14 protein-coding genes are annotated in these 17,815 nt (G+C 37.7%); 1 reads left to right on the top strand and 13 read right to left on the bottom strand.

Features of this window, described 5'->3' with window-relative positions:
* Positions 1–6: 6 nt before the first annotated feature.
* The 12 genes from rpe to X953_RS11580 all read right to left on the bottom strand — a co-directional run bounded on the left by rpe (position 7) and on the right by X953_RS11580 (position 15,509).
* Positions 7–663 (bottom strand): ribulose-phosphate 3-epimerase, encoded by a 657-nt coding sequence (gene rpe / locus X953_RS11525; protein WP_040955708.1) that lies wholly within the window; start codon positions 661–663, stop codon positions 7–9.
* A 2-nt stretch (positions 664–665) separates the two neighbouring features.
* The gene (gene rsgA / locus X953_RS11530; RefSeq protein WP_040955709.1) at positions 666–1,547 is read right to left on the bottom strand and encodes a ribosome small subunit-dependent GTPase A; all 882 of its coding nucleotides are present in this window, start codon (positions 1,545–1,547) and stop codon (positions 666–668) included.
* Positions 1,548–3,578 carry a Stk1 family PASTA domain-containing Ser/Thr kinase gene (gene pknB / locus X953_RS11535; protein ID WP_040955710.1) on the bottom strand — a complete coding sequence of 677 codons (2,031 nt, stop codon included), beginning with the start codon at positions 3,576–3,578 and terminating at the stop codon, positions 1,548–1,550.
* Positions 3,572–4,333 (bottom strand): Stp1/IreP family PP2C-type Ser/Thr phosphatase, encoded by a 762-nt coding sequence (locus X953_RS11540; protein WP_040955711.1) that lies wholly within the window; start codon positions 4,331–4,333, stop codon positions 3,572–3,574. Before X953_RS11540 ends, pknB begins: the two co-directional genes overlap by 7 nt.
* Before the next feature lie 75 nt (positions 4,334–4,408).
* The gene (gene rsmB / locus X953_RS11545) at positions 4,409–5,758 is read right to left on the bottom strand and encodes a 16S rRNA (cytosine(967)-C(5))-methyltransferase RsmB (RefSeq protein WP_040955712.1); all 1,350 of its coding nucleotides are present in this window, start codon (positions 5,756–5,758) and stop codon (positions 4,409–4,411) included.
* Positions 5,759–6,700: a methionyl-tRNA formyltransferase gene (fmt, locus tag X953_RS11550; RefSeq protein ID WP_040955713.1), complete on the bottom strand. Its 942-nt coding sequence runs from the start codon at positions 6,698–6,700 to the stop codon at positions 5,759–5,761.
* Between the two features lie 42 nt (positions 6,701–6,742).
* A complete protein-coding gene (priA, locus tag X953_RS11555) occupies positions 6,743–9,151 on the bottom strand; it encodes a primosomal protein N' (protein ID WP_040955714.1) in 2,409 nt (802 codons plus the stop codon).
* Positions 9,148–10,356 (bottom strand): bifunctional phosphopantothenoylcysteine decarboxylase/phosphopantothenate--cysteine ligase CoaBC, encoded by a 1,209-nt coding sequence (gene coaBC / locus X953_RS11560; protein ID WP_040955715.1) that lies wholly within the window; start codon positions 10,354–10,356, stop codon positions 9,148–9,150. The genes priA and coaBC overlap by 4 nt, the downstream gene beginning before the upstream one ends.
* 1,029 nt (positions 10,357–11,385) lie before the next feature.
* On the bottom strand, positions 11,386–11,598 hold the full coding sequence (gene rpoZ, locus X953_RS11565; protein WP_040955716.1) for a DNA-directed RNA polymerase subunit omega: 213 nt from the start codon (positions 11,596–11,598) through the stop codon (positions 11,386–11,388).
* Positions 11,598–12,215, bottom strand: a complete 618-nt coding sequence (gmk, locus tag X953_RS11570) for a guanylate kinase (RefSeq protein ID WP_040955717.1) — start codon at positions 12,213–12,215, stop codon at positions 11,598–11,600. Before gmk ends, rpoZ begins: the two co-directional genes overlap by 1 nt.
* A gap of 26 nt (positions 12,216–12,241) precedes the next feature.
* A complete protein-coding gene (remA, locus tag X953_RS11575; protein WP_040955718.1) occupies positions 12,242–12,505 on the bottom strand; it encodes an extracellular matrix/biofilm regulator RemA in 264 nt (87 codons plus the stop codon).
* Positions 12,506–12,854: 349 nt separating this feature from the next.
* Positions 12,855–15,509: a calcium-translocating P-type ATPase, SERCA-type gene (locus tag X953_RS11580; protein ID WP_040955719.1), complete on the bottom strand. Its 2,655-nt coding sequence runs from the start codon at positions 15,507–15,509 to the stop codon at positions 12,855–12,857.
* Positions 15,510–15,642: 133 nt separating this feature from the next.
* On the opposite strand from X953_RS11580, the gene X953_RS11585 reads away from it, so the two are divergent.
* Entirely contained in the window at positions 15,643–17,355 is a 1,713-nt protein-coding gene (locus X953_RS11585; protein ID WP_040955720.1) for an NFACT family protein, read from the top strand.
* A 26-nt stretch (positions 17,356–17,381) separates the two neighbouring features.
* On the opposite strand, the gene X953_RS11590 is transcribed toward X953_RS11585, so the two are convergent.
* Positions 17,382–17,801 carry an organic hydroperoxide resistance protein gene (locus tag X953_RS11590; RefSeq protein WP_019376530.1) on the bottom strand — a complete coding sequence of 140 codons (420 nt, stop codon included), beginning with the start codon at positions 17,799–17,801 and terminating at the stop codon, positions 17,382–17,384.
* Positions 17,802–17,815 lie beyond the last annotated feature (14 nt).

Below are 17,815 nucleotides of genomic sequence, written 5' to 3' on the forward strand. Positions count from 1 at the left end.
GATTATCTACCCCTTTATCGCATCCCTTATCTCCTTAATTGCTAGTTTTCTATCTTGTTTATTAAAAATTGCACTCCCTGCTACTAATACATCTGCACCTGCATCTGTACAAAGTTTTGCCGTGCTTGAATTAACTCCTCCGTCTACTTCAATCTCGAATGACAGATTCTTTTCTTTTCTCCATTGTGCTAGCTGTTTAATTTTTTCTAGCATCCCATGTATAAATGATTGGCCGCCAAACCCTGGGTTAACAGTCATCACAAGAACCATGTCAACATCAGATAAAATAGGGAGAAGTGACTCAGCAGGTGTTGCTGGATTAATCACTACACCTGCTTTCACTTCATTGTCTTTTATAAGTTGAATCGTACGATGTAAATGTTTAGAAACTTCCTGATGGACAGTTATAATATTAGCACCTGCTTTTGCAAAAGCAGGGATATAACGATCAGGGTCGTTAATCATTAGATGTACATCCAGGGGCAGATCAGTAACTGGTCTAATTGCTTCTGTGACTAGAGGGCCTATTGTAATATTTGGAACAAAATGACCATCCATTACATCTACATGAATATAATCTGCTCCAGCTTGCTCGACTTCCTGAATTTCTGTTCCCAAATTTGCAAAATTTGCTGATAAAATAGATGGTGCAATCTTTGTCATAGTTAATACCTCGGCTTTCTTGTTTTGATCTCTTCAAAGAAACGGAGATAATGTTCATATCGATAGAGTGGGATCTCCCCATTTTCCACAGCTTCTTTAACTGCACACTTAGGCTCTTTGTGATGTAAACAGCCTCGAAATTTACATTGATCCTGTAATTGTCTCATTTCAGGAAAGCAAGCCGATAACTTCTCCAACTCAATTTCACCAAAATCCAATGAACTAAAACCTGGGGTATCAGCTATCAGCCCACCATGGACTTCTATTAGCTCTACATGACGAGTCGTGTGCTTACCTCTTCCCAAACTCGATGATATTTCACCTGTTTTCAGGGTAAGAGAAGGATTCAAAGCATTAAGTAAAGATGACTTCCCTACTCCGGACTGCCCTGCAAATACAGTTACCTTGTCACGGAAATAGTGGCTTAGTTCAGGGATTTCCTCTGGATATTTAGATGAAATCATTTCAACTTTATATCCAATATTATTGTAATCTTTTTTAAATTCATCTATCTTCAACGAACTTTCTCCACTTAATGTATCAATTTTAGTTATAAAGATAACTGGCCTTATATCCTTTGCTTCTATTAAGACAAGAAATCGATCTAATAATGTTGTACTAAAATCAGGTTCTTTAGCAGAGCTCAAAATAATTGCTTGGTTAATATTAGCTATTGGAGGTCTGACTAGTTCATTTTCTCTTTGTTTAATATCTGTGATATACCCCTCATTATGTTCATTAGGTTCAAAAGTGACAAAATCTCCTACCAGCGGGGTTATCTTTTTGTTACGAAAAACTCCTCTTCCTCTGCATTGAAAAACATTCTCTCCAGCCTGTACATAATAAAAGCCACTTAGTGCTTTAATTATTCTTCCCTCTGCCATTTATTCACCTTCTTTATATGGAACTGTTTTATTTATAATAATATCGTCATCTCTCATAATTAAATACTCTGCTTCTTCTCCCGCTGCTATGACTAATGTGATTGTATCTTCATAGTCTTCTGTTATTGTTTCTTCTTTGTAGACATTGGAAATATCATTCTCGGCATCGTCTACATAAATTTTCACTGTCTGTTCTTGCTGTTCCTCGCCATCCTCTTTTGTTTCAGGTTTGAACGGGACTGTAAAAGATACAGATCGAGAAACAGGAGGTTTCTCTTCCGGTCCTGAGGAGATATAGACAGTTACAGAGGATCCCTCTTCGACTTCACTACCTGCAGCAGGGTCTAGATTGATTACTTGCCCTTTAGGAATATTTTCATCATGCTTTTCTTCACGATTAAAAACCATGTTAATACTCTCAAGGTACTTCTTGGCTTCCCCTTCTGTATAACCAGATAAATCTTTTAATCCTACTTTTTCAGGACCACTGCTAATCTCAAATATTACTTTTGTTTCACTTGGTACCACTTCTTGTCCAGGTGTAGGCTGTATTTGGTTGATTATTTCGCCAACAGGCTTATCTGAAGGTTTTTCATAGTCAATAACTTGTTCATATTCATTTTCCAAGAGCCGCTTAATTTGGTCAAAATCTCTCCCCACATAATCAGGGAAACTTACTTTTTCCTTACCTTGACTTATATAAAGGGTTATTTCGGTCTCCTCTTTTACAGTTTTTCCAGGTTTTGGATCTGTCCTGACTACATGACCTTCTTCTACCTCATCAGAAAACATTAATTCTTTCTTCGGTTGGAGATTAATTTTTGCCAGCTCTTCTTCTGCTTCCCCTTCTCCCATATCAATCACATCAGGTACCGTTACGTCCTTGGGCTGAAAAAGGTCTGGTAAAAAGAACAAAGCCAGAATCCCGGAAGCCAGAAGAATAAACAAAAGTATACTGAAGCCTAACCACTTTTTCTTCTTGTTTTTTTTCTTCTTTTTCCCTTTATTTTTTTGCTTCATTGGTTTTGCATTTTTCTTACCAACTTTGCCTTTCTCCATACCTCCGATATGTTTCGTCGGTACCGTATCATCCCTTACTAATGTATCTTGATTGGGCGACTGTTGAAGCTGATCATCCGTAATAATCGGGATAGCTTTAGTTTCTTCGCCAGCTTCAATCGGGGGTGAAAATATTTCTTCATTTAATTTATCAGGATCAAGAGCTGAGTCCAAGGCTACTTCCATGGCATAAACAGTGTCATATCGATGAAATGGATCTTTAGCAGTAGCTTGTAGGACAATGTTTTCAACACTTTGTGGCACATCTGGATTGAATCTTTTCACAGGGGGCGTATCGCTCTGTAAATGCTTTAAAGCAATAGAGACAGGGGATTGCCCCGAAAACGGCAGCCTACCTGTTAATAACTCAAACAAAACAATCCCAATTGAATAAATATCTGATTTTTTGGTAGCCATGCCTCCTCTTGCTTGTTCAGGAGACAGATAATGTACAGAACCTAATATGGAATTTGTTTGGGTGAGAGAAGTAGCACTCAAAGCAATGGCAATTCCAAAATCAGTAACCTTCACTTGACCATATGTATTTATTAATATATTTTGAGGTTTAATATCTCGATGAACAATGTCATTTGCATGGGCGTGAGATATTGCCGCAGTAATCTGTTTCATTATATCCAAAGTTTCATGAACGTCCAAGGGACCGTAACGTTGGATGTACTCCTTTAATGTCATTCCATCAACATATTCCATTACCATATACAAAATATTGTCTTCCTCACCAACATCATAAATATTGACAATATTAGGATGCGATAGGCTTGTCGCTGATTGAGCCTCTCTGTCGAAGCGCGCAATAAATTCTTCATCGTTAGCATATTCGAGACGTAATACTTTAATTGCTACATCTCTCTCTAGAATAAAGTCTCTTGCCAGATAAACATTTGCCATGCCACCCCCACCGATTGTCTCTTTAATCTGGTAGCGCTCGTTTAAAAGGTGGCCATTTAACATAATGTTTCACCAACTTCCTCTGAATTGGGATCTGTAACAATTACTAGTGAAATATTATCTTCACCGCCACGTTCATTGGCAAGTTCTATCATCTCTTCTCCAATTTGACGAACTTCCTTAGAAGAACTCAAAAATTCACCAAGTTCAAGATCTGTTACTTTGTTTATTAAACCATCGGAACACAATATAAGTATATTATCTTTTTGCCACTCCAGCGAACGCACAGATGGGATAATATCCTCCTCCGTACCAAGCGCCTTAAGCAAAACATTTTTACGTGGGTGGTGTTCCGCTTCTTCCTTTGTAATTTGTCCTGAGCGAACTAACTCATTTACTAATGAATGGTCTTCTGTCAATTGTCTTAAAATATTGTCCTGCAGTAAATAGCAGCGACTATCTCCAATATGAGCTATAGTCATAAATTCCTTCGAGCAGATGGCGATTACTACTGTTGTCCCCATCCCTCTACATTCTTCTTTTTCAATTGCTTTCTTGTAAATAGATTTATTAATGTCTGAAATAGCGCGTGATACCCACTCTTCTGCTTCCTGAGGAGAGGTAAGCTTATCACATTGTTCCCACTTCTCCTTTAATAAATCGGTGGCCATCAGGCTTGCCACATCACCCGCCTGATGTCCGCCCATGCCATCTGCTATAATAGCGAGAAGCTGCTTGGAGGGGTTATAGAAAACACCACCGGAATCTTCATTATGGTTCCTAACCTGTCCTTTATCTGTCAGAAATTGTCCTTCCATCCTTTCACCTCTTTTAACTTCAGGTTTATTTACTACGATTATGACATACTTTTTAATTAAAATGTAATCGTTCTATTATGTTGTCCTTATTAAACGGGTTAAAAAGAAACCATCGGTATTGAAGTTTTGGGGAAATAATTGAAATCCATATTGCGAAATCCCTTCAGACTCTTGTACAGACCTTGGCAAATCAGAAAAGAACTCCGGATCTACCTGGAAATTAACATGCTCTTTTAAAAATTTTTTAACTACAGTTTCATTTTCTTCGGCATCCACCGTGCAGGTACTATAAACTAACAATCCATTTCGCTTTAGCAATGGAGCGACACTATTTAATATAGATAATTGAATATCAGCTAACCTTTTAACATCCTCTTCTGCTTTATGATACTTTATTTCAGGCTTCCCCCGTATAACTCCGAGACCTGAACAAGGTGCGTCAACTAATATTCGATCAAAGGATTCCAGTTCATATTGATCCTGCAGCTGTCTGGCATCAGCCTGCGATGTATTAATTATATTTAATTGTAATTGCTCAGCTTTTTGGTCAATTAGCTTTGTCTTCTTTTTATGCAGGTCATGTGCATAGATGGTTCCTTTATTCTCCATTTTCTCAGCAATATGTGTAACTTTTCCTCCAGGCGCACTGCAAGCATCTAGAACAGTCAAACCTGGACTAACGTTTAGCATTTCTGCAGCCAACATAGAACTTTGATCTTGGATGGTAACATAGCCTTGCTTAAATAGATCTGTTTGTAAGATGTTCCCTTTTATTATAATAATTCCTTGTTGGGAAAGTGTTGAAGCCTGGACCTCAAATCCCTGATCAGTAAGAATACGTAACGCTTCCTCGCGTTTTATTCTCAAAGGTTGTATACGTATGGCTGTTAGTTTGCGAGTAACATTCATTTCACACATCGCTTTTGTTGTTTCATAGCTGTATGTCCTTAACCAACGCTTGACCAACCACTCCGGATGGCTGGTTTCTACCGAAATCCTGATGGCTGGATCCTGTATTTGTTCTGTATTAGGGACCCCTTGCCGCTGAATGTTTCGTAACACTCCATTGACAAAGGACGAAACCCCTCGATGTCCTCTTCGCTTTGCAATTTCAACAGCTTCATGAATAATAGCATGATCTGGTATTCTATCCAAAAAAACCATTTGATATAAGGACATTCTTAAAAGTGCTTTTACCCAAAAGTCGAGCTTCTTTTTTGAATCTACAAATTTTGATAGGAAATAATCTAGAGTAATTTGGCGCTGAAGTGTTCCATATACAATTTCTGTTAATAACCCCTCATCTTTCGGATTAAGTTTTTTGGATTTAAGCTCTTGGTTCACGAGAAGATGGCTAAAACTTTGGTCCTTTTCTATTCTTAAAAGTATATCTAATACTGCATCTCTTAATTGATAATTACTCATTTAGTGTCCCATCACCTTACCTTGTTTTATTCGATCCATCGACCCCTGCAAATATTCTTTTACAGTCATTCTTTTTTTGCCTGCTGGCTGAATCTCAGTAACTTTTATTCCTTTATTATCGCCACAAACTACGATAAAAGCTTCGTCACTTACTTTCGATATAATTTCACCTGGTTGCCCTTCATATAAAGAGTCATCCATTTGTGCCCACCATATCTTCATTATTTTTCCTTCGTAGGTAGTAAAAGCTACTGGCCATGGATGTAACCCACGAATATGGTTGTATATTTCCCTGTTTCCTTTTGTCCAATCTATTTTTTCCTGTTCTCTTGTTATATTCCTTGCAAAAGTAGCTTTAGCTTCTTCCTGTTTTATTGGGGTTAATTCATTTGAGAATAAACGTGGCAAACATTCTACTAATAACTTTGCACCCGTCTGTGATAATTTATCATGCATAGACCCAACATGGTCTTTCTCTTCAATGATCACAGAGCGTTGCATTAATATATCACCAGCATCCAATTTTTCTGCCATATACATAATAGTAATACCTGTTTCTTCTTTTCCTTGCATGATTGCATAATGGATTGGCGCGCCTCCCCTTAATTCAGGAAGCAAAGACGCATGGACATTAATACATCCAAACTTTGGTGCATCCAACAAAGCTTTTGGAAGTATTTGTCCATAGGCTGCTGTTACGATAAGATCTGGCTGGTAGTCAAGAATAGCTTCATAATTATGCATTAGTTTTTCCGGCTGAAATACAGGGATACCATATTTCTCTGCTTCTGTCTTTACTGGTGGAGGGGTGATGACCTTTTTTCTGCCTTTCGGTCTATCCGGTTGGGAGACAACAAGAACCACTTCATACTCTGAATCTATAACTGATTTTAGAACAGGTACTGAAAAATCAGGTGTACCCATAAATACTATACGTTTCATATTTAACCCACTTTCTGTATATCCGGTTTTTGCGGTACTATTTTACATTAAATGATATGGCTGCATATCGATAGAAATAAATAGATCCTCTTTTCGCATTTCATCAGAAAATTGTTCCAGAATTTTGTTTAAGTAAAAACGTAATCTTGGTTCATTTTTATATTTTATCATGCACTGATAACGATATCTATCTTTCATACGAGGAATAGGGGATGGCGTTGGTCCTAAAATCACTGTATTATCATTAACAACTTTCTGTAATAACTGAACAATGTTCTGAGTTGTTTGTGCTGTTTTAACCTTATTTTGGTGTGACACTGTTACTAATGCCAAGTAGTAATAAGGCGGATACTGAAAGGTTTTCCGCATCGTCATTTCGTTTTTATAAAATGTCTGGAAATCATATTGACTTGCCAACTCAATACTATAATGGTCCGGTGTATATGTCTGTACAATGACTTCCCCTTCTAAGGAATGCCTTCCCGCCCTGCCACTTACTTGTGTAAGTAGCTGAAAGGTTTTTTCGGATGAACGAAAATCAGGTAAATGTAACATGGAATCTGCAGTTAGAACTCCCACTAGGGTAACATTTTCAAAATCGAGTCCCTTTGCAATCATTTGAGTTCCTAATAATATGTCCGCCTCTTGTTTTGCAAACTTCCCTAGCAGTTTTTCATGGGACCCCTTTTGTCTCGTTGTATCAACATCCATCCGAATGATGCGTGCTTCTGGTAGAAGTTGAGTTAAAGCTTCTTCTACACGCTGCGTTCCCGTACCAAAGTAACGAATTAAATCACTCTCACATTCAGGACATACAATAGGCATAGGCTCTTCATAAGAGCAATAATGACATTTTAAATGATTGGTGTTTTTATGATACGTTAATGCGATGTCACAATGCGGACATTCTTTTACATGGCCACAATCACGGCACATTACAAAAGTAGAATAACCCCTGCGATTTAAAAGCAATACAATTTGCTCGTTTTTTTGCAGTCGTTCCTCCATCTTCTGTTTTAATTGTCTGGAAAACATTGTACGATTACCTGCATGAAGTTCTTTTCTCATGTCCACAATTTCAACTTGTGGCATGCTTTGTTCGTTTGTCCGCTTGCTAAGTGTAAGAAGTTTGTAAACTTCCTTTTTCGCCCTAGCGAACGATTCAAGAGTAGGGGTTGCACTGCCTAGCACAACAGGACACTTATGTGTTTCGGCACGTCTAATTGCTACATCCCTTGCATGGTATTTTGGCTGGTCCTCTTGTTTATATGTTGTTTCATGTTCTTCATCAATAATAATTATCCCAATATTTTCGAAAGGAGCAAATATTGCGGACCTGGCGCCAACTACTACTTTAACTTCTTTTCTCTGAATCTTTCTCCATTCGTCGTATTTCTCACCTTTAGATAATGCACTATGCATAACTGCGACGTTTGAACCAAACCTTCCTTTAAAGCGTCTCACCATTTGAGGGGTAAGCGCAATTTCTGGAACTAAGACGATTGCTTCCTCACCTTTGTTAATTACCTTTTCGATTGCCTGCAAATAAATTTCTGTTTTACCACTGCCTGTTACTCCATGTAATAAAAATACTTCATGTGATTTTTTTTCAATACTTTTAATAATAGGGGTAATCGCTTTTTCTTGTTCTTCCGTTAATGTCAAAGCTGTTGTAGGCTTAAAATCATTCTCATTATACGGGTTTCTGTATACTTCTACGGAATATGCTTCCAGTAGTGATTTATCCATCAAAGGTTTTAACGTGGAAGCTGTAGTTCTTATCTTTTTCAAAAGTTCCTGCCTCTCTATCGGCTCTGGATACTCAGTAAAATGCATTAACAGCTGACGTTGCTTTTTAGCATTTTTAGACATATCAACAAGTATTTCTTCTAAATAAGCAATATCTTTTGCAGGTTTTATCATGCTTACATGTTTCTTAGTGATTTTTGACTTAACAAGATAATTTACGAATACCTCTCCTTCTTGTATAGCCTTTTGCAATTGATAATAACTAATAGATGAGTTTTCAAATTCTTCATATGGTAACGCATCTCTACCTGCAAATAGAAACTCTAATGGGTCAGGCAATCTCTCTCTAGTTGCTCGGATCAATTCTTTCTTGTACTGTGCTTTCAAAACTTGGGGTAGCATCGCTTGCAAAGCAGTAATATAGAAACTAACACTGTCCTTAGCAACCCATTTTCCAAGCTTTAATAGTTCTTCTGTTAAAACAGGCGTTATATCCAATACCCCATCTATTTCCTTTAATTTGTCGAGGTTCGTGTCATTCGTTTTTCCGACTACAAAACCCATCACTTTTCTTGGTCCAAATGGCACAGTAACACGCATCCCTATTTGGAGTATATCAGCGTACTTTTCTGGTATGAGATAATCAAAGGTTTGGTTTATTGCTTTAGATGGTACATCGACAATCACTTTAGCTATATTCAATTTATTTCATCCTTCATATCACGATAAATTAGATTCAGGATATGCTTTGCAACTTCTGCCTTGGTGGCCAGTTCAAGTTCATCTATCTGCTGATGTTTATTAATGTATGTAACAACATTTGTATCACCTTCAAAGCCTGCTCCCTCTTCTGATACATTATTCACGACGATGGAATCAAGATTTTTCCTTTCGAGTTTATCGATACCATATTCAATCGGTTTAGAGGTTTCAGCAGCAAAACCAACAAGGAATTGTGTTGTCTTCTTTTCACCAAGAGAAAGAAGAATATCTTTTGTTCGTTCCATTTCCACATGCCATTCTCCCGGCTGCTTTTTCATTTTATCGTCATAAATTACTTTGGGGCGATAGTCAGCCACTGCTGCCGCTTTAATCACAATATCACTTGTATCAAAGTGGTGATGCAAAGCTTCATACATATCTTCAGCAGAGATAACATCTATTCGCTTAATTGAGGGATTTTTTATAGAAAGACCACACGGACCTGCTACAAGGGTGACATCTCCGCCAGCTTCTGCAGCAGCTTCAGCCAAAGCAAAGCCCATCTTGCCAGAGGAACGATTACTGAAAAAACGGACTGGATCAATAATTTCTCTTGTTGGACCAGCTGATATTAAAATTTTCTTTCCGACAAGAGGTTTAAGCCGATTCTGGTGATTTTCTATAGCTTTAATAATGCTTTCAGGTTCTTCCAGTCTTCCCTTTCCAACATATCCACAAGCTAAATATCCAGCACCAGGTTCAATAAAATGATAGCCCCATCCCTCCAGCTGTTGCATGTTTCGTTCAACTGCAGGATGTGCATACATGTTTACATTCATTGCTGGAGCAATATAAATTTCAGCCTGAGTTGCCAACATGGTAGTTGAAAGCATATCATCTGCAATTCCATTGGCGATTTTTCCAATGATATTAGCGGTAGCCGGAGCCAACAATGCTATATCTGCCCAATCAGCAACATCTATATGCGCAATTTTTTCAGGATCCTTCTCATCAAATGTATCTACATAGACCGGGTTTCTCGATAACGCTTGGAACGTGAGTGGCGAGACGAATTTGGCGGCATGCTCTGTCATCATTACTTTAACATTGGCACCTCGCTGAGTTAATTGACTTGTTAATGCACATGCTTTATATGCAGCAATACCTCCTGAAACTCCAAGTAAAATATTCTTCCCATTTACCATATTTAGACCCCTCTCACCTGTAAATAATCTACTATATTTATACCATACAATATAGCATAAATGATAAATACTTACGTTTAAACATATACAAACTCTTTTTGTTATAACTAGATTCAGCCGTTTTATGCCGAGCAAGAAATTCCCTTGTTAGCGACAAGCTTAATAGAGATAAAAATTATAATCAATTGTTTTACTAAATTAAGGGTTCTACTGCAAATGTTAGGGTACAAACGTACTTTGTTCATTCATAGTTGAGTAAAATGCGAACTAAAGTATATCTCATTTTAAGGGAGCGGATGGACCCATTGATTTCCGCTTTAGTGGGACGCTTTCCACCGGCAGGAGTCGCGGGCCAACAGGATAAAGAAAGCTTCTAAGAGAAACATCGCACGATGAAAAAGTGTTAACTTTTTCGAGGACGTTGGTCATGCAATCGTTGCCACAAATGTTTTCGGTGGGACGAGTTAGCGCAAACGGTCTTTGATGGGGCGAGTTAGCGCAGCCCCAGTCCCAGGACGTGGCGTTCTTAGATTGCCCCCTTCCGCCCCAATCAATTGATATGGTACATTTAATTTAATAATATATTTTTCATTGACGTAAAAATTAGACCTTAGCGAAGGAAAATACGTAGACTTCTGGGAGATGAGGCATAGGTGAGACCCCGGAACGCGTTATAGTGGTTGGAAGGCTAAAGTTGCGACGTCGTGTCGCAATGCCTTCATGACCAACATCGTGTTGGCCCGAGACTCATCAGCCGCCCCCGAAAAGCGCAGTATTTTCCGTAGCGGTGGTGTAACCAAACTCAATAATTCAGCAAGCTTTCCAGCATGAAAGTTAATTTTCCTATTCTAAACAAGTTAGTATGCAGTTTATCTATTTTACGAATCATTGAATAACCACAACATATATATTAGAACCAAATTAAGAAACCCCTCGTCTAGCCAACGATGGGGTTTATAGAACAATATTCATTTAGTTTGGAAAGAAGCATGTACATCAAGCAAGTACAGCCTCTCACTATGTCAAGCTCTACTCTACATCTGTTTTTTGTTCACCCGCAAGCGTAAGCTTCTCTGCAAGTATTTCTTCCAGGGCCATCCCTACATATTTATGTGAGAATGGATGGTCTACTAATGGGTTCTTTGTCTCACTCATTTGTCTTGCCCTCTTAGCAGATAAAGTTACTAACGTGTACTTTGAATTAATTTTCTCTTGAAGAGCATCAATCGATGGTTCTAACATTACAATTCATCCTCCAATAATTTTTTATATTGCTTTGCTATTCGTTCCCGTTTCAGATGTTCACTTTGAATAATGGATTGTACTTTTTCTACTGCTAATTCCACTTGATCATTAACAACTACATAATCATATGCATCCATCATCTCAATTTCATTCCTAGCTTCCTTCAATCTGTTTAAAACTAACTCAGAGGTTTCAGTTCCTCTATTTATAATTCTGTTTTTGAGTTCTTCCAAACTTGGAGGAAATAGAAAGATGAACACACCTTCCGGGAAATTTTCCTTTACCTGCAAGGCGCCTTGCACCTCAATTTCCAAAAAAACATCATAACCTGCTTCCAGCATTTCCTCTACATATGCTCTGGGCGTACCATAATAATTATTGACATATTTAGCATATTCCAAAAGCTGATTATTTTTAATCAGGTTCTCAAACTCTTCTCTACTTTTATAGAAATAATCGACGCCATTCTCTTCACCTGGTCGAATATCTCTAGTTGTCATGGAAATGGAGTATTTCAAATCTGTAGCCTGATTAAAAAGTTCCTTTCTCACTGTACCCTTTCCTACTCCGGATGGCCCAGAAAGAACAAATAAAATACCTTTCTCTTCAATCAAAATAGTTCCTCCTACTATTATACGCTTTAATTATCCTCTGTTACTTCTTCGTGACTTAGCACTCGCTGACCAACAGTTTCCGGTTGCACAGCGGATAATACTACATGATCACTATCTGTTATTATAACAGCCCTTGTTCTTCTTCCATAAGTTGCATCAACTAATTTATTATTCTCTCTGGCAACAGCAATAATACGCTTAACTGGTGCGGATTCAGGTGATACAATTGATATCACTCTATTAGCTGACACTACGTTACCAAAACCAATATTTATAAGACGTAAACTCAAATTTGCTCCCCCTAACTACAATGTCTCTCATTATACTACAAAAAGCATTCATTAAAAAAGTATATCATACTTATCTTCATTACCAAATTGCACTTAGCACAAATGGAAGTGTTCATCCAAATTAGAAAACAGTGTGATGTCATGCTGTCATGTCTATTTATTTAATTATACCTATGAAAGACTTAATTGAAAACTTTTTTATGTAGATAGGTGTAATACAAAGATGGGAAGGGATGTAGACACTGGAGAAAATATGCCTAATTAGTATAAGGTTTATCTAAATTGAAATTTGTAGTTCCCAAACGAAAAATCCCCTGCTCTTAGTGCAGCAGGAGACTTTTCTTAGCTATTATTTTTTTGTGAAGCCAAATAATACAGTTGGTAATGCACTTAAACCTAGAATAAGCATCCAATCTCGCAGACTCAGAGAGGTCGTATGGAATATTGGCTGCAACGGCTCCCAGTATATGACAACAAGAACTAGTAGAAGGGAGGAAATTACAGCAAATACTAGATACATATTTTCGAATGGATTTCTTGAAAAGACTGAATGTTCACTTCGACAGTCAAAAACATGGATTAACTGGGCCATAACTAAAGTTGTAAATGCCATGGTCTGTCCGTAGACAAGATTTTCCGGGTTGTTCTGATAGGTAATAATAAATGCAAGCAGGGTTACAATCCCGATTACTATTCCTCTTGTAATAATTTTATAGCCTAATCCTCTCGCGAATACGCCTTCACGTGGATTTCTAGGATTTTTTTTCATTACGTCACTTTCTGCCTTATCTAAGCCTAATGCCATAGCAGGTAAACCGTCTGTAACGAGATTAACCCATAAAATTTGCACTGGAACCAGCGGGAGTGGCAAAGCTAATAACATAGCAAATAACATAACAAGAATTTCACCTACATTCGAGGCTAAAAGATACCGAATAAATTTGCGTATGTTTTCATAAATGTTCCTGCCTTCTTGAATAGCAGATTTTATTGTTGCAAAATTGTCATCCATTAAAATCAATGAAGAAGCTTCTTTCGTAACATCCGTGCCACTGATCCCCATACTTATTCCAATATCACTAGCCTTAATTGCAGGGGCGTCATTTACCCCATCTCCTGTCATTGCAACAATATGCCCTTTCTCCTGAAAAGCCTCCACAATCTTTAATTTATGTTCTGGCGTTACCCTGGCAAATACATAGGTGTCTTCAATAACATCTTTTAACTCATTAACAGACAACTTATTTAATTGATGTCCCTCCAGTACAAGTCCGTGTTCCGGTAATATGTTTAGTTTAGAGGCTATCGCCTTTGCTGTCTTTACATGGTCGCCAGTTATCATTACTGTACGTATACCAGCTTGCCGACACTCTTCAATTGCAGCCTTCACTTCTTTACGTGGTGGATCCATCATTCCATACAGTCCAATAAAAGTGAGATCCTTCTCAAGGAAGCCAGTTTCCAGGGAGTCACTCTTTGCAAGTGGTTTAATAGCAATAGCAAGAGTTCTTAATGCTTTATCTGCCATACGACCTACAGCTGCCTGTATAGATTGGCTATCTACAGTATCGAGTCTTGCTCGTCCGCCTGCTGTTAAATGGAAAGAGCTCCTCGGAAGTAATACATCAGGTGCTCCCTTTGTTATCAAAAAACGCATCCCATTTTCATCTTCTATAACTATACTCATCCTCTTCCTATCAGAATCAAAAGGTATTTCTTTCACTATTCGGTAGTTCTCTTCAAGTGCAGCAGTTAATCCTAGCTTTCTAGCTACTACTAATAATGCACCATCTGTTGGGTCACCATCTACCAAATACTTACCTTTTTTTACTTGTAAGTTAGCATTATTACAGAGCATGCCATACATAAGCATTTCTTGCAGGTTAGGATAATTTGTATCCAATTTTGTATCAGAGTGATAGAAGTCCCCCCGAATATCATAGCCATCCCCGCTTACGTATAATTGTTCTCCATTTAGGAACAATTCTTTAACAGTCATTTTATTCTCCGTCATCGTTCCCGTTTTATCAGAACAAATGACAGAAGCACAGCCTAATGTCTCTACAGCAGAAAGCTTCCTGACAATTGCCTTTTTCCTGATCATACGCTGAACTCCAAGTGATAAAGCTACGGTAACTATAGCTGGAAGACCTTCTGGTATAGCAGCAACAGCCAGTGAGACCCCTGCAAGAAACATATTGTAAATGGGATGTCCTTGAATAACGCCAAGTACTACTACCAATGCAGTCAAAAATAATGCTACTACAATTAAAATTTTACCTAATTCAGCTAGTTTTCTTTCAAGTGGAGTCATCACTTTCTTTGTATTTACCATCAATGATGCAATTTGCCCCATCATCGTGTTCATTCCAGTTCCAACAACAATTCCTATTGCTGAACCTCTGGTCACCAAAGTGCCCATGAAACCCATATTCACTTGATCTTGTGCATCTACATGCTCTCTATTTATTGGTGTTGCATGTTTTGCTACAGGTAAGGATTCTCCTGTAAGCGCAGATTCCTCCGTTTCCAGACTATTTGATTTAGTAATTCTTATATCTGCAGGAACTCTATCACCACTGGTTATTCTAACAATGTCTCCTACAACTACTTCTCTGGAAGGAATTTTTTCCCACTTTCCATCACGGAAAACGCTTGCCATAGGAGCAGATAGCTCTTTTAATTTCTCCAATGAATTTTCAGCCTTTTGTTCTTGAAAGTAACCAATAAATCCATTTACCAAAACAATTACCATAATGGCAATCGCATCGACATATTCACCAAGAATTCCTGCTATTAGTGTTGCAGCAAGTAATACGAGTACCATAAAGTCTTGGAACTGCTTTAAAAACAGTAACCATTTTGATACGTTTTTTTGTGACTCCAAAACGTTAAAGCCATATTGCTTACGACGCTGCTCTACTTGCTTTGGACTGAGCCCTCTGTTTGTAACTACGTGCAATTTCTGTTCTACCTTTTCTACGTCTAATTGATACCATTTCATCCACCATTCCTCCAAATCAGCCCTGTAATTAACTATATACATATACTTAGTTATAAAGCTGGTTTTCGCTTTTATAGTTAATATCTATGCAGACTTGTCCTAAATAATGCTATAATTGGCGGGAGGTGATTGTATGCCATTTGACGGAATTGTTACGCATGCAGTAACAGAGGAACTAAAAAAAGAGTTAGTACCAGGAAAAATTACAAAAATATACCAACCAACTTCTACAGAAATTGTATTTACAATTAGAAGTCATGGGACTAATCATACGTTAGTACTGTCTATTCATCCTACTTATACACGTTTCCATTTGACAAATGACCATTATGTCAACCCACAGGAAGCTCCAATGTTTTGTATGGTGTTAAGAAAGTATCTATCGGGAGCTCAACTTGAAAGTATTGAACAGTTTAGTATGGAGCGAATCGTCTCCTTTACCGTGAAGACAAGGAATGAAATAGGAGATACAAGTACGAAGACACTTACCATCGAGTTAATGGGAAAACACAGTAATATTCTTTTAATTGATCAGGAAAAAGGAACCATTATAGATAGTCTCAAACATATTACCATGTCTCAAAATCGACATCGTACGATCATGCCTGGTCATCATTATAAACTACCTCCTACGCAGAATAAGTTAGACATTTTAAACGCTGATGAGAATGATTTCATAAAAAAACTGGATTTTAATAGTGGAAAAATGGAGATGCAAATTGTTCATGCACTAACTGGCTTTTCCCCTTTTATTGCCAAAGAAATAGAAAGAAGAGCAAATCTTGGGTCTGGACAAAGGTATATGGAAATTTACAAAGAGTTTCAAGCTAAAATTATTAATCATCAGTATGATCCAGCCATTTATCTTGGAACGAAGGAAGACTTCCATGTCTTGCCTTTATCTATCACCAAAGCGGAAAAGCATTCATTTCACTCAGCTAGTGCAATGCTTGATCAATTTTTCTCTGGTAAGGCCGAACGAGATCGTGTAAAACAGCAGGCAAAAGACCTGTATCGTTTCCTCAAAAAAGAATTGGATAAAAATCAACGTAAAATAAAAAAGCATCAACAAACGATTAAAAAAGCAGAGAAAGCAGATATATATCAAAAGTTAGGAGAACTGCTTACTGCCCACTTACATCTTGTTTCTCCTGGGGATACATCCGTAGTTGTTCAGGATTACTATGATCCAGAACAAAATGAATTGATAATCGAATTAGATCCTAATAAGACACCAAGTGAAAACGCACAGAGCTACTTTAAAACATATCAAAAGCTAAAGAAATCTAAGGAAGTAATCCAACAGGAAATGCTGAAAACAGAAAGTGAGATAATCTACCTCGAACAGTTACTTCAACAAATTGATGTTGCCAGCTTGGAAGATATTGAAGAGATACGCGAAGAACTAAGAGAAGAAGGTTATCTTAAGAAACAGTCAAAAAGCAAAAAAAAGAAAAATAAATCAAAAAAGCCGGTACCTGAAAACTATGTTGCTTCAGATGGGACTCCAATTATCGTTGGTAAAAATAATAAACAAAATGAGTACGTAACCATGAAATTAGGACACCGAGATGATGTATGGCTGCATACAAAGGATATACCAGGCTCACATGTACTCATTCGATCTAAAGAGCCAACCGAGGAAACGATCATGGAAGCAGCCCAGCTTGCTGCTTATTTTAGTAAGTCACAACAATCTTCCTCCGTTCCGGTTGATTATACAAAAATTCGCTATGTTAAAAAACCAAACGGAGCCAAACCAGGTTATGTTATTTATGAAAATCAAAAAACAGTATTCGTTACACCAAGTAAGCAGCTAGTGGAAAAATTAAAAGAAAAGGAGTGAGCAATTAAGCTCACTCCTTTTCTCTTTTATACTGCTTTCGCATTAATTTTCACATCAACATTTCCTCTTGTAGCTTTAGAATAAGGACATACTTGATGCGCGGCTTCTGTAAGTTCATCTGCTTCTTCAGGATTAACACCTTCAATATTAACTGTTAGTGTCACACCAATTTTAAATCCATCATCTTCAGGATCTTTTAAAAGACTTACATCAGCTGTTGTCTCAGAACTTATTTTTTTCTTTTGTTTCGAAGCAACTAAATTTAATGCCCCATCATAACAGGCTGCATATGCAGCAGCAAAAAGCTGCTCTGGATTCGACCCTTTATCTTCTTTGTTCGTTATCGGGTTAACCAGTTCAAGATCAATAAGTTCATCCTTAGATTTCACGTGACCTTCTCTACCATTTTTTGCGGTTGCCGTTGAAGTAAATAATACATCACTCATTTTTATACCTCCTT

Origin of the sequence: Virgibacillus sp. SK37 (genome assembly GCF_000725285.1) — a bacterium.
GTDB lineage: Bacteria > Bacillota > Bacilli > Bacillales > Amphibacillaceae > Virgibacillus_Q.